The 11,773-nt window shown below is 71.8% G+C and carries 14 protein-coding genes and 1 pseudogene; 6 read left to right on the top strand and 9 right to left on the bottom strand.

All coding sequences use genetic code 11. The annotated features are described in order from the left end of the window. The coding region (locus tag HO151_RS02310; RefSeq protein ID WP_173894458.1) for an NAD(P)-binding domain-containing protein at positions 1-1,305 on the bottom strand (1,305 nt) is incomplete at its 3' end. A 217-nt stretch (positions 1,306-1,522) separates the two neighbouring features. On the opposite strand from HO151_RS02310, the gene HO151_RS02315 reads away from it, so the two are divergent. After that, positions 1,523-1,861 (top strand): helix-turn-helix transcriptional regulator, encoded by a 339-nt coding sequence (locus HO151_RS02315; protein WP_173894459.1) that lies wholly within the window; start codon positions 1,523-1,525, stop codon positions 1,859-1,861. A 42-nt stretch (positions 1,862-1,903) separates the two neighbouring features. Here HO151_RS02315 and arsB read toward each other — a convergent pair whose 3' ends face one another. Further along, positions 1,904-2,995 (bottom strand): ACR3 family arsenite efflux transporter, encoded by a 1,092-nt coding sequence (arsB, locus tag HO151_RS02320; RefSeq protein ID WP_173894460.1) that lies wholly within the window; start codon positions 2,993-2,995, stop codon positions 1,904-1,906. Continuing rightward, positions 2,992-3,300: a helix-turn-helix transcriptional regulator gene (locus HO151_RS02325; RefSeq protein WP_173894461.1), complete on the bottom strand. Its 309-nt coding sequence runs from the start codon at positions 3,298-3,300 to the stop codon at positions 2,992-2,994. The genes arsB and HO151_RS02325 overlap by 4 nt, the downstream gene beginning before the upstream one ends. Positions 3,301-3,492: 192 nt before the next feature. Here HO151_RS02325 and HO151_RS02330 point away from each other — a divergent pair, with 192 nt between their 5' ends. Next, positions 3,493-3,921 carry an arsenate reductase ArsC gene (locus tag HO151_RS02330; protein ID WP_173894462.1) on the top strand — a complete coding sequence of 143 codons (429 nt, stop codon included), beginning with the start codon at positions 3,493-3,495 and terminating at the stop codon, positions 3,919-3,921. A gap of 34 nt (positions 3,922-3,955) precedes the next feature. On the opposite strand, the gene HO151_RS02335 is transcribed toward HO151_RS02330, so the two are convergent. From HO151_RS02335 to HO151_RS02345, 3 genes are read right to left on the bottom strand one after another with little or no spacing between them, the layout of a single operon-like run. Beyond that, entirely contained in the window at positions 3,956-4,627 is a 672-nt protein-coding gene (locus HO151_RS02335; protein ID WP_173894463.1) for a pyridoxal 5'-phosphate synthase, read from the bottom strand. Between the two features lie 45 nt (positions 4,628-4,672). Beyond that, complete coding sequence (locus HO151_RS02340; protein ID WP_173894464.1) at positions 4,673-4,870, bottom strand: DUF397 domain-containing protein; 198 nt, start codon at positions 4,868-4,870, stop codon at positions 4,673-4,675. Further along, on the bottom strand, positions 4,867-5,709 hold the full coding sequence (locus tag HO151_RS02345) for a helix-turn-helix domain-containing protein (protein WP_368039391.1): 843 nt from the start codon (positions 5,707-5,709) through the stop codon (positions 4,867-4,869). Before HO151_RS02345 ends, HO151_RS02340 begins: the two co-directional genes overlap by 4 nt. Before the next feature lie 156 nt (positions 5,710-5,865). Between HO151_RS02345 and HO151_RS02350 the strand changes: the two genes are divergently transcribed. Beyond that, positions 5,866-6,372: an ATP-binding protein gene (locus HO151_RS02350; RefSeq protein ID WP_173894466.1), complete on the top strand. Its 507-nt coding sequence runs from the start codon at positions 5,866-5,868 to the stop codon at positions 6,370-6,372. 96 nt (positions 6,373-6,468) lie between these two features. Continuing rightward, the gene (locus HO151_RS02355) at positions 6,469-6,708 is read left to right on the top strand and encodes a hypothetical protein (RefSeq protein WP_173894457.1); all 240 of its coding nucleotides are present in this window, start codon (positions 6,469-6,471) and stop codon (positions 6,706-6,708) included. A gap of 91 nt (positions 6,709-6,799) precedes the next feature. Here the strand turns inward: HO151_RS02355 and HO151_RS02360 are convergent. Further along, positions 6,800-7,954, bottom strand: a pseudogene (locus HO151_RS02360) (aminotransferase class I/II-fold pyridoxal phosphate-dependent enzyme); the annotation flags it as partial. Between the two features lie 114 nt (positions 7,955-8,068). Continuing rightward, positions 8,069-8,872: an SDR family oxidoreductase gene (locus tag HO151_RS02365; RefSeq protein ID WP_173894467.1), complete on the bottom strand. Its 804-nt coding sequence runs from the start codon at positions 8,870-8,872 to the stop codon at positions 8,069-8,071. 423 nt (positions 8,873-9,295) lie between these two features. Between HO151_RS02365 and HO151_RS02370 the strand changes: the two genes are divergently transcribed. Both HO151_RS02370 and HO151_RS02375 read left to right on the top strand, forming a co-directional pair. Then, entirely contained in the window at positions 9,296-9,523 is a 228-nt protein-coding gene (locus tag HO151_RS02370; RefSeq protein ID WP_173894468.1) for a DUF2945 domain-containing protein, read from the top strand. Further along, positions 9,520-9,858 carry a DUF3140 domain-containing protein gene (locus tag HO151_RS02375; protein ID WP_173894469.1) on the top strand — a complete coding sequence of 113 codons (339 nt, stop codon included), beginning with the start codon at positions 9,520-9,522 and terminating at the stop codon, positions 9,856-9,858. The genes HO151_RS02370 and HO151_RS02375 overlap by 4 nt, the downstream gene beginning before the upstream one ends. 96 nt (positions 9,859-9,954) lie before the next feature. On the opposite strand, the gene HO151_RS02380 is transcribed toward HO151_RS02375, so the two are convergent. Further along, the gene (locus HO151_RS02380) at positions 9,955-11,208 is read right to left on the bottom strand and encodes an APC family permease (RefSeq protein WP_173894470.1); all 1,254 of its coding nucleotides are present in this window, start codon (positions 11,206-11,208) and stop codon (positions 9,955-9,957) included. Positions 11,209-11,773 lie beyond the last annotated feature (565 nt).

The following is an 11,773-nucleotide window of genomic DNA, read 5'->3' on the forward strand; positions in this document are numbered from 1 at the left end:
GCAACCGCCGCCGTCGCCCTCCTGGGCGTCGGGGGCGTCGAACAGGCCGGCGCCGCCGCAGACCCCGGTCTCGGGCAGGGTGAGCTCCACGCGGTCGGCCGCGTCGAGGTCGCCGGCGATCGCCGCGGCGACGGAGCGGACCTGCTCGTGGCCGGTCATCGCGAGGAACGTCGGGGCGCGGCCGTAGGACTTCATCCCGACCAGGTACACGCCCTGCTCCGGGTGGGCGAGCTCGCGGTGGCCGTGCGGGGGGACCGTGCCGCAGGAGTGCTGGTTGGGGTCGATCAGCGGAGCCAGCCCGGCCGGCGCCTGAAGGCGCTCGTCGAGGCCCAGGCGCAGCTCCTCCAGGAAGGACAGGTCGGGGCGGAAGCCGGTCAGCACGATCACCTCGTCGACCGCGTCCAGGCGGCGGCCGTCCTCGCCGACCAGGACCAGGCGGCCGTCGCCGTCGCGCTCGACGGCCTCGGTGCGGAAGCCGGTGACCGCGTCGGCGTGGCCGGCGTCGACGGCGGCCCTCGCAGCGAGACCGAGCGCGCCGCGGGCGGGGAGCTGGTCGGCTTCTCCGCCGCCGAAGGTGGAGCCCGAGATGCCCCGGCGCAGGATCCACACGCCCTTCGTCCCGGCGCCGTCGGCGGCCCCGGCCAGGTCGGCGAGATGGGCGAGGGCGGTGAACGCGGAGGCGCCGGAGCCGATGACGGCAGTGCGCTTGCCGGCGTACCGGGCGCGGACGGCGGGGTCCTTGAAGTCCGGGACGCGGTAGGTGATCCGGTCCGCGGCAGCCTTCTCGCCGAGCGCGGGCAGCCCGCTGCCGCCGGCGGGACCCGGTGTGGTCCAGGTGCCGGAGGCGTCGATGACCGCGCGGGCGAGGAGCCGCTCCTCACGGCCGTCTGCGTGCGCGACGTGCACGGCGAACGGCTGCCGCTCGCGGTCGGCGTCCACGATCCGGTCCCGGCCGGCCCGGGAGACGCCGGTGACGGTGGCGCCGGTGCGTACGCGCTCACCCAGGACGTCGGCCAGCGGCTGCAGGTACAGCTCGGCCCAGTCACCGCCGGACGGGTAGGTGGCCGGGTCCGGTCGCGTCCAGCCGGTGGGGGCCAGGAGCTTCTCGGCGGCCGGGTCGACGACCTCGCCCCAGGTGGAGAACAGGCGCACGTGCGACCACTCACGCACCGAGGTGCCAGCCCGTGGGCCGGCTTCCAGGACCAGGGGCTCGATGCCCTGGTCGACCAGGTGGGCGGCGGCTGCCAGACCGGCGGGACCGGCCCCGATCACGACGACGGGCAGCTCGGTGGCGGGCGCGTTCACGGCGGCTCCTTGCGTGTTTCGACGTCTGTCGATGGCTTGTGCGGCCCAGCATGGCATCTGTATTGATGAGCGTCAACATAGACATTCATCGAATTAAGAAGGGGTCCGCTGATGGGGCGCATCGACGTCGGGAGTGGATCGCCCGGCGTCTGGCCGCCGTCTCGTGCGTGGGTGACGGGCCTCTCCGTACTGGTTCGACGCGTGTCAACATGGACGCATGTCGAATGCGAACGTGGCGCCGTGCTGCCCGCCGCTGACGGAGCGGCCGATGACCGCCGTGGAGGCCGAGGCGGCCGCGCGGATGTTCAAGGCGCTCGGTGACCCGGTCCGGCTGCGGCTGTTCTCCGCCGTGGCCTCGCACGAGGGCGGGGAGGCGTGCGTGTGCGACATCTCCGATGTCGGTGTCTCCCAGCCGACCGTCTCCCACCACCTGAAGAAGCTCAAGGAGGCCGGGCTGCTGACCTCCGAGCGGCGCGGCACCTGGGTGTACTACCGGGTCGAGCCGTCGGTGCTCGCCGCGATGGGCAAGCTGCTGACCCTGCCGGCCGCCGCCTGACGGGAGACCGGCCGCCGACCGGCACCGCATCGGTGGATCACGTCATGAACCCGGCCGGGCACCCGTGAACTTGCGCCGCCAGGCCAGGGAGACGTACACCAGCGCCACCAGCACCGGGACCTCGATGAGCGGTCCGACCACGCCGGACAGGGCCTGGCCCGACGTGACGCCGAAGGTGGCGATGGCGACCGCGATGGCCAGCTCGAAGTTGTTGCCCGCCGCGGTGAACGCGAGCGTCGCCGTGCGGTCGTAGGCGAGACCGATGGCCTTGCCGAGCGCGAAGGTGCCGAACCACATCACCGCGAAGTACACCAGCAGCGGCAGCGCGATCCGGGCGACGTCCAGCGGCTGTGAGGTGATCGTCCTCCCTTGCAGGGCGAAGAGGACGACGATCGTGAACAGCAGCCCGTACAGCGCCCACGGTCCGATCCTCGGCAGGAACTTCCGCTCGTAGTCCTCTCGGCCCATCCTCTGCTCGCCGATCCGGCGGGTGAGGAAGCCGGCCAGCAGCGGGACGCCGAGGAAGACGGCCACGTTGAGCGCGATCTTCCCCATGGAGATGTCCAGGTGCTCGCCGTCGCCCAGGCCGAGCCAGCCGGGCAGCAGGTCCAGGTAGAGCCAGCCCAGCAGGCCGAACGCCAGCACCTGGAAGACCGAGTTGAGCGCGACGAGGACGGCGGCCGCCTCGCGGTCGCCGCAGGCCAGGTCGTTCCAGATGATGACCATGGCGATGCAGCGCGCCAGCCCGACGATGATCAGGCCGGTGCGGTACTCGGGCAGGTCCGGCAGGAAGAGCCACGCCAGCGCGAACATCACCGCGGGTCCCAGGACCCAGTTGACGACCAGCGAGGAGATCATCAGCTTCTTGTCGCCGGTGACGGCGTCGAACCTGTCGTAGCGGACCTTGGCCAGGACCGGGTACATCATGATCAGCAGGCCGAGCGCGATCGGCAGGGAGATCCCGCCGACCTCCACCTCCGCCAGGGCGTCGTCCAGTCCGGGAACCGCCCGGCCGAGTCCGAGGCCGACGGCCATGGCGAGCAGGATCCACACGGCGAGGTAGCGGTCGAGCGTGGAGAGCTCGGCGACGACGGATGCCTCCCGCGCCGTCGCGGGCGTTTCGGCGCGGGTCACGGGCAGGTCCTCTTGTTGCCGGTGGTGGTACGGGCCTGTTCGGCCAGGTCGGCGAACTGTCCGGCGAGCGATGCGATGACATCGGGGCGGAGCCTGTAATAGGTGAAGCGTCCGCACGGCTCGGTCTCGACGACCCCGGCCTCACGCAGGACTCTCAGGTGGTTGGAGAGGTTGGTCTGCCTGGCGCCGGTCTCCTCCACCAGGTGGGTGGTGCACAGCGTCTCGCGGGCGAGCAGGGTCACGATCCGGAGCCTGAGCGGGTCGGCCAGCACCCGGATCAGGTCAGTGTCGACTGACGTCATCATGGGCTGATACTGTCACATCAGCCGGTGCTGATACCAGCCGGGGCTGACCTGTAGGCCCGTCGAAGGGGTCTCTTCATGTCCCCCGCGTCCGTCCCGCCCTGCCGGACGGGCGCCCGGCCACCGCCACCCGGACCGGTCCGTGCCCGATTCACCTTGAGTCCGTGCCTGATTCGCCTTGAGAAGGAAGAACGCATGTCCTCCGCTCCGCTCGCCTCCGTGCTGTTCGTCTGCGTCCACAACGCCGGTCGCTCGCAGATGGCCGCCGGATTCCTCCAGCACCTCGCGGGCGACCGCGTCGAGGTCCGCTCCGCCGGCTCCGTCCCCGGCGACCAGGTCAACCCCGCGGCCGTCGAGGCGATGGCCGAGGCCGGCATCGACATCTCCGCCGCCCGGCCGAGGATCCTCACCACCGAGGCGGTCCAGGCGTCGGACTACGTCATCACCATGGGCTGCGGCGACGCCTGCCCGGTCTTCCCCGGCAAGAAGTACCTCGACTGGGCCCTGGAGGACCCGGCCGGCAAGGGCGTCGACGCCGTCCGCCCGATCCGCGACGGGATCAGGACCCGCATCGAGGCCCTCATCGCCGAGATCGACGCCACGCAGGAGGCGCGACGCCCGTGACGTAGCCCGGCCTGGTGCGCGAGGGCCATCTCCTTCACGGCCAGAGCAGCTGCTTGTCCCAGCCCTCGGCGGAGCGCAGGTAGACGAGCCGGGTGTGCTTGCGCTGCTTGTCACCCTGCCAGAACTCCACACTCCGGGGAGCCAGGGTGTACAGGGTCCACTCCGGCACCACCAGGTCCGGTTCGTGACCCAGCCGGGCGAGCGCCTCCTCGGTCGCCGCCGAGACGCTCCCCGGGTCGTCCAGCGGCCTGCTCTGCATCCCGGCCAGCGCCTCCGCGCGGGAGCCCAGCGGGCGGGCGAGGAAGTCCTGGGCGCTGAGCTCCGGGCTCCCGGGCGCCACCGCGCCACGCAGCCGTACCTGGCGGGCCTGCTGCGGCCAGTAGAACGTGAGCGCGGCCGCGGGCGTGGCCGCCAGGTCACGGCCCTTGGGACTGGCCGCGTGAGCGGCGAAGCTCCAGCCGGCCGGGCCGACGTCCTTCAGCAGCAGCACCCGGGCGGAGGGCGTGCCGTCCTGCCCCGCCGTCGACAGCGTCATGGCATGCGGTTCGCGCACCCCTGCCGCGACGGCCTCCGTCAGCCACTCGACGAACAGTTCCTGAGGCGAGTCCGGGGCCTCCCGCGGAGAGAACCGCGGCAGCGGACCCGCGAACACATCAAGACTCCGGAGTACCTCACGCACGGTGGGTGACTGCTGCTCCACGGACATGTGTCTTGTCTTCTCCACTCGGGGATTTGCGATGACGACAGGCCGTCAGGCACTCCCGACGAACCCCGCCCATGCCTCACGCGACACGCGGATCACGGGCCCGGCCGCGGACTTGGAGTCCCGGACGTGTACGGCTGCCGTGCCGGCCGCGACCTCGACGCACTGGCCGCCCTCAGCTCCGCTGTAGCTGCTCTTCCGCCAGGCGGGGCCGGGTTCGACGACCGAGGACTCAGAGCTGTTCATAGGGATCTCAGCAACCTTTCCACGAAGTCGAACGACTCTCGGGAGGGGAGAGCCTGTGATCGGATGATCCCATAACGAGCAGCGGCGAGTGTGGTCTGTTCCGGCTCGGTCTGAAGAGCGCTGTTTCCTTGAACTTCCGTATAGACGAACCTAGTTCCGTCCCTGCGGGTGATGACCGTGAACGCACCGTCCACACCGGCGTTGCACTCGCGGTCCGTCGGCATGACCTGCATCTCGACGCTCTGTTTGCCGCCGATGAGGAGCAGGTGTTCCAACTGGCCGCGGTGCACGGCCTTGCCTCCCCACGGATGCCGCAGCGCCGCCTCCTCAAGTACGAAACCCAGGAGCGGCGCGGGCCGGCGGCTGAGGATGTCCTGCCGGGCCAGGCGGGCCGCCACCCGCTGCTCGATCGTCTCCGGGTCCAGTACCGGGCGCCGCATGTCGAGTACCGCCCTCGTGTAATCCTCGGTCTGGAGCAGGCCGTTGAGTACGTGGGTGTCGTAGGCGAGCAGCTCAAGCGCCTCCTTCTCCAACGTCGCCATCCCCTGGAAGAACACCGGGTACTGCGCCCGTTCCACCTGGTCCTTCCACACCGTCAGCAGGCCGCCCGCGTCCAGTACCTCGTCCGCCCGCTGGATGGTCCTGGGCGACGGGATGCGTCTGCCCTGCTCGTACGACGCGACCGTGGACGCCGAGTAGCCGATCCGCCGCCCGAACTCCTCGCGCTCCAGGCCCGCCCGCACCCGCAGCGTCTTCAGTGTCTGCCCGAACGCGACGACCACCGCCTGGCCGGACGTGTCCGCCGTCGCCTCTCCCGCATCCGCATCCTCCGTCACCACGGCCCCGGCCCCCTCGTTCGTATTCCTGGTCCAACGCCGCCCCGGCAGCCTCGTCACGCCGCGCGTCTCGTACCCGTACCGCCACCGTGCGTACAACGGACCACGTCGGTGCGTCACCACTGGTCACGCTACGCTACCGGCGGCATCGTCGTCGGCATGACGAGCCACCTCCCCAGCCCCAACGGCACCTCTCAACCCACCTGCCCCGAGGGCAACTTGAACCTGTCCTTCGAGATGCGGTTCACCTCCACCCCACGTGGTGCCCGCCTCGCGCGCCGGCTGGCCGCGCACCGGCTCGACTCCTGGGACATCCCGTACGGCACCCGTCCGCACGAGGAGGTGGTGCTGGTGCTCGGCGAGCTGACCGCCAACGCGGTACGGCACGGCCATGTCCCCGGCCGGGACTTCCATCTGCTCCTGCGGGTGGGCGCGCCCGCCCGCACGGTCAGGGTCGAGGTCACCGACACGCGCGGCGACCGCACCCCGCCGGACCCGCGGGCGCTGTCCGTCCCCGGAACCGAGGACACCGGCGGCCGGGGGCTGCTCCTCGTCGCGGCGCTCGCCGACCGCTGGGGCTGGCACCCCCGGCGCGGCGGCCCGGGCAAGACGGTGTGGGCGGAGTGCGTGTCCGCGGCTTCCGGGACAGCCGGTCCTCCCCAATGATCCACCGGTGCCTCCTCCCGGACCGCCGTACGGCGGCCCGTTCCTGCGCGTCCCGAGCGCGACCTGCACGTTTCGTCCTGGGAGGTACGGCTACCCGTGCATTCCACGGAGGGCGAGCCGGCCCTCCGTCCCGAGTTCGTCCCGCACCGCACGCAAGGAGTAGCCGTGACCGTTCCCGAGGAGAACCGCCCCAAGACGACGTCCACCGACGAGGTCGTGGCGGCCCGTGACGAGGAGGCGTCGGCCGAGCAGGACAACGGCGCCACCGGGCGCACCCTGCGTGAGGCGATGGAGGAGGCCGGACTCCACCCGGACGACGTCCGGGAGGAGAACTGACCGGACGAAGACGGCCCCGCCCCGCCCCGACCACAGTGGGGGCGGGGCCGTCTTCGTCTGCCCCGGGACCGTGGAATCCAGGGCCCCGGGGTCAGGGCGTGGTGACCGCGACCCGTACGCTCCTGACCTCCGTGTCCGTCGCGTCCGGTACGACCATGCCCGCGTCGATGCCCGTGCGCAGGTAGTTCAGGACCTCCGTGTCGAGCCGTTCGCCCGGCAGCGCGGCGGGGATGCCGGGCGGGTACGGGGTGAGCATCTCCGCGGTGACGCGGCCGGCCGCCTTCTCCCAGGGCACCTGTTCGGTGGGCCCGAAGAACGCGTCGCGCGGGAGCATGACCTGTTCCAGCCGCAGCCCCCCGGGGTCCGGGACCTCGACCTCCTCCGCGGGCCGCAGCTCGTCCGCGTGGGCGGCGACGTCGCGCAGGGCCGTGAGGAGGACCCGGGTGGAGTCCTCGTCGTCCGCGTGGGTCAGCTGGGCGCTGATGCGGCGGTGGTCGGACAGGTGGAGGTTGATCCGGTGGTGTTCGCGCAGCCAGTCGGCCGCCCGGTAACCGGTCGTGCCGAGCGAGGTGATGTCGACGGTGACCTGGAGCGGGTCCAGGTCGGCCGCGAGGCCGCTCCCGCAGAAGTCGCCCCTCCCGTGCACGTGCATGCCGTCGATGCCCGCGATCCGGTCGCGGACGGACGCGGCGAGGGCCAGCGCGTCGTCGTAGAGGGCGCGGCCGTGCTCGACCATCTGGCGCCGCCAGCCGTCCATGGCGGCGTACAGCAGTACGGAGGGGCTCGTGGTGCCGAGGAGGTCCTCGCGGCTCTTGAGCACCTCGGGGTGGATGAGTCCGCCCTTGAGGTGGAAGACCGAACCCTGTTCCAGCCCTGAGCCCATCTTGTGCACGGACGTGACGCAGACGTCCGCCCCGGCGTCCATGGCCCAGGTCGGGAGATCCGGGTGGAACGGCAGATGGGCGCCCCACGCCTCGTCCACGACGAGCGGCTTGCCGCGCTCGTGGCAGACCCGCGCGACGGCGGACAGGTCGGAGCAGGTGCCGTACGGGGTGGGAGTGGTCACGAGCGCGCCCTTGGCGTCCGGATGCTCCTCGAACGCCGCCGCGAACGCCTCCGCGGACGGCGGGTGCGCCAGATGCAGCCGGGAGTCCCACTACGGCGCGACCCAGACGGGCCGGATGCCCGAGAGGATCAGCCCCGAGACCACGGCCTTGTGGGCGTGGGCCGCCACCTCCTGTCCGATACGGGTGTACGCGGTATCGGGCGCGATCGCCATGCTGTCTCCTCGGGGTGCCGGGTGCCGGGTGCCGGGTGCCGTATGTCGGGTGCCGGGTTCGCGGTTTCCGGTTCGTGGCTTTCAGTTCTGCTGGTCGCCGGAGCCCGGCTCGGCCATCTTCCGGTGCGCCTGTGCCTTCGCCTTGTCGGGCAGCACCTTGTCGGCCAGCCCCTGCGCCTTGGTCTTGAGGGAGCCGGCGACGAGCTTGTCCTTGCCGGAGAAGAGGGCGTCGAGACCCTGCCGGGCGACCTGTGCGGGGTCGTCCTTGTCCTGTTGGCCGATCTTCGTGTCGTCCATGCCGGCGCGGTGGAAGAAGTCGGTCTCGGTCGGCCCCGGCATCAGGGCGGTCAGGGTGATCCCGGTGTCCTTGAGTTCGTTCTGCAGCGCTTCGGTGAAGGACTGCAGGAACGACTTGGAGGCGTTGTAGACCGCCTGGAAGGAGCCGGGCATCGTCGAGGCGATCGAAGAGGTGACGAGGATACGGCCCGTGTCGCGTACGACCATGTCCTGTACGGCGCGCTTGGCCAGGTGCACCGTCGAGCGGACGTTGAGGTCGACGATCTCCAGTTCGTCCGCCAGGTCGGTGTCGGCGAACGCCCCGCCCCGCCCCACCCCGGCGTTCAGGACGACGACGTCGAGCGGCCGGCCCAGTGTCGTGGCGGCCGCGAAGAGGGCCTCGGTGGCCTCGTAGGAGCGCAGGTCGCCCTGGACCGCCTCCACTTGGGCCCCCGCCGCGCGCAGCTGCTCGGCCGCCTCCTGGAGCCGTACGCCGTCCTCGGCGTTGACGACGAGGTCGAAGCCCCGCTCGGCCAGTTGCCGGGACAGTTCCAGCCCGATGCCGCTGGAGGCACCGGTGACGAGGGCCAGGGGCTTGTCGTGGGTCATGTGCGGTCTTCTTCCAGGAGGGAGGGAGGGAGGGGAGGGACAGGGGAGAGGGGAGGGAGGGGACGGGGAGGGAGTCGCGCAGGGGTGTTCGGCAGGACATCCGGTACGTCCACGGTTACCCCTACTTCACCCCTGGAACCGGTCGCCCGCGATCCGGGAGCACCGTTCGCACGTTTCCCTCGCGACCGGCCGGACGGTGCCGCCCACCGCTTCGTCGGCAGCCACGGCGGAACCGTGGAGGAGCCGCCCGTCCGGACCCGCGCCGAACCGGACCGCCGGGTCCGTGCCGTCGCCGCGCGCGGGCGCGGTCCTTCCGCTGCCCCCGCCCGGCCTCACGCCGGTGGCCCGCCGAAGTGCGCCCGGCCGTGAAGGACGGGAGAGTTGACGTCACCGAGGGGGCGTGACCGAGGGAGTGTGCGAGCCGTGGCGAAGGAAAAGAAACTCAAGAAGGGCGACAAGGTCTCCTGGAGCAGTCATGGGCAGACCGTCCCCGGCAAGGTGAAGAAGAAGATCACCGGACGCGGTGAGGTGGCGGGGCGCAGCGTCGACGCCTCGAAGGACGAACCGCAGTACGAGGTCGAGAGCGACAAGTCCGGCCGCAGCGCCGTCCACAAGCCCGGGTCCCTGCGCAAGAAGAGCGGCGGGTCATGAGCGCGAAGGACGACACGAGCCGCGAGGACACGATCAAGGAGTTCGGCGACGCCGTCAACATGACGCCGGGCAGCCTCAAGAAGTGGCTGGACACGGACGACTCGAAGAGCGTGGGCCAGTCCGACGGCGGCGAGAGCGTGGGGCACGAGTACGGGCGCCGCATCGTCGGGCTGCTGGAGAAGAAGAAGGCCGACCTGACCGACGAGGACATCGCGCACATGCGGAAGGTCGTCGGTTATGTGCACCGGCACCTCAAGCAGCAGCCCTCCGGTGACGTCACGGACACCAGGTGGCGGTACTCCCTCATGAACTGGGGACACGACCCGAAGAAGTGAGCAGGCGGTGGGCGGGAGCGGTTCCCGCCCCGCCCGTGTGCCTGCCCGCCGTCCGTGCGCCTGCCCGCCGTCCGTGCGCCTGCCGCCCGGTCCGGGTCAGCGGGCGCGCCGCAGCCGCACCGCCGCGACGACGCCCAGGGTCGCGCCCACCGCGAGCACGAGCAGCCCCCGCAGCCAGACGTCCCGCTCGATCTGGGTCGCGAGCACGACGCAGGACACCGCCCCCAGGACCGGCACGGCCGTGGGTGCCTTGAAGTGGTCGTGGGCGACCGCGTCCCGCCGCAGGACGAGGAGCGCGGTGTTGACGAAGAAGAAGACCACCAGGAGGAGCAGCACCAGGGTCGAGGCGAGAGTGGCGACGTCACCGGTCAGCGCGAGCAGGAGCGAGAGCGCCGTGGTGGCGGCGATCGCGGCCCAGGGTGTGCGCCGGCCCGGCAGGACCTTGGTCAGGAATCCCGGCAGCAGACCGTCCCGGGCCATGCCGTAGGCCAGCCGTGAGGACATGATGCCGGTGAGCAGCGCGCCGTTGGCGACCGCCACCAGGGCGATGGCGCTGAACACCTCCGTGGGGACCCCGCCTGCCGCCCGGACGACCTCCAGGAGCGGGCCGCTGGACTCCGCCAGCTTCCCGGTCGGCACGGCCGCCGCGGCCGCGGCCCCGACCAGGGCGTACACGGCGCCCGCGGTGACCAGGGCCCCGAACAGCGCCCTGGGGTACGCGCGCCGGGGGTCACGGGTCTCCTCGGCCACGTTGACCGACGTCTCGAACCCCACGAACGAGTAGTAGGCGAGCACCGCCCCGCTCAGCACGGCGGCGGCGGGCCCGTTCTCCGGCGTGCCCAGGTCCACCAGCCGGCCCACGTCCCCGTCGCCGCGCAGCACGATCCAGGCACCGAGCCCGATCACCAGCACCAGTCCGCCGACCTCGATGACCGTCGCGACCGTGTTGGCCCGTGTCGACTCGCTGATGCCGCGCGCGTTCAGCAGCGCCAGCGCCCCCAGGAAGACGATCACCACGAGCACCACGGGGAGCGTGACGAACTCGGACAGGTAGTCGCCGCCGAAGCCGCGGGCCAGGGCGCCCACCGACACGATGCCGGCGGCCAGCATGCAGAACCCGGCGAGGAACCCGGCGAAGGGCCCGTAGGCCAGGGTGGCGTAGTGGGACGCACCGCCCGCGCGCGGGTACTTCGTGACCAGCTCGGCGTACGAGGCGGCCGTCAGCAGCGCCAGGCACAGTGCCACGACGAGGGGCACCCACACGGCACCGCCCGCGTCGGCCGCGACCTGGCCGACCAGGACGTACACGCCGGCGCCCAGGACGTCGCCGAGGATGAAGAAGTAGAGCAGCGGGGTGGTCAGGACCTTTTTGAGCGCGGTGGGGGCGTCCGACGACGTCCGGGGCTCGACGGGAGGAGTGTGCACGGGATGCCGTATACCCGGTGAAGCGTCCGGCAGGCGGCGGGTCGCCCGGATGCTTGCGTTGTGCCCGGCGTCACAGGGCGGGCTGACCTGCGGCGACGGATTCCTCACGACGGTGATGCCGGAGGCGGACCGTGGCTCAGGTGGGCGTGTTCACCCGGCCGGCCGAGCCCGGCATGCCGCCGGTCCGTCCGCGGGGGACGATGGGACGCGGAGATCGAGACGCGGAGATCGAGACGCGGAGATCGAGACGCGAAGATACGGCCTCCGCCGTGCTCCACGCGGCACCACGGTGCCCCGCCGGGACCCGAAGGGCGGGGCGGGCCCCCGCGTGACGGAACGAGGAGACGCCTGTGTCCGAACCGGTCGCCCACCGTCGTCCCGCGAAGTCACCCTCGCAGACGTCCGCCTCCCGCCCCGGTGCGACGGGAGCGGCTGCCGGAACTCCCGGCCCCGGCCCCGGCCCCGGCCCCGGCCCCGGCCCCGGCCCCGG

It is taken from the genome of Streptomyces sp. 8P21H-1 (assembly GCF_013302945.1).

What these genes read in the sequence shown, in the direction of transcription:
- HO151_RS02315 (WP_173894459.1), top strand. Translation starts at nt 1,523, where the DNA reads ATGTCGAATGCGAACGTGGCGCCGTGCTGCCCGCCGCTGACGGAGCGG.
- HO151_RS02325 (WP_173894461.1), bottom strand. Translation starts at nt 3,300, where the DNA reads ATGATGACGTCAGTCGACACTGACCTGATCCGGGTGCTGGCCGACCCG.
- HO151_RS02330 (WP_173894462.1), top strand. Translation starts at nt 3,493, where the DNA reads ATGTCCTCCGCTCCGCTCGCCTCCGTGCTGTTCGTCTGCGTCCACAAC.
- HO151_RS02335 (WP_173894463.1), bottom strand. Translation starts at nt 4,627, where the DNA reads ATGTCCGTGGAGCAGCAGTCACCCACCGTGCGTGAGGTACTCCGGAGT.
- HO151_RS02340 (WP_173894464.1), bottom strand. Translation starts at nt 4,870, where the DNA reads ATGAACAGCTCTGAGTCCTCGGTCGTCGAACCCGGCCCCGCCTGGCGG.
- HO151_RS02350 (WP_173894466.1), top strand. Translation starts at nt 5,866, where the DNA reads ATGACGAGCCACCTCCCCAGCCCCAACGGCACCTCTCAACCCACCTGC.
- HO151_RS02365 (WP_173894467.1), bottom strand. Translation starts at nt 8,872, where the DNA reads ATGACCCACGACAAGCCCCTGGCCCTCGTCACCGGTGCCTCCAGCGGC.
- HO151_RS02375 (WP_173894469.1), top strand. Translation starts at nt 9,520, where the DNA reads ATGAGCGCGAAGGACGACACGAGCCGCGAGGACACGATCAAGGAGTTC.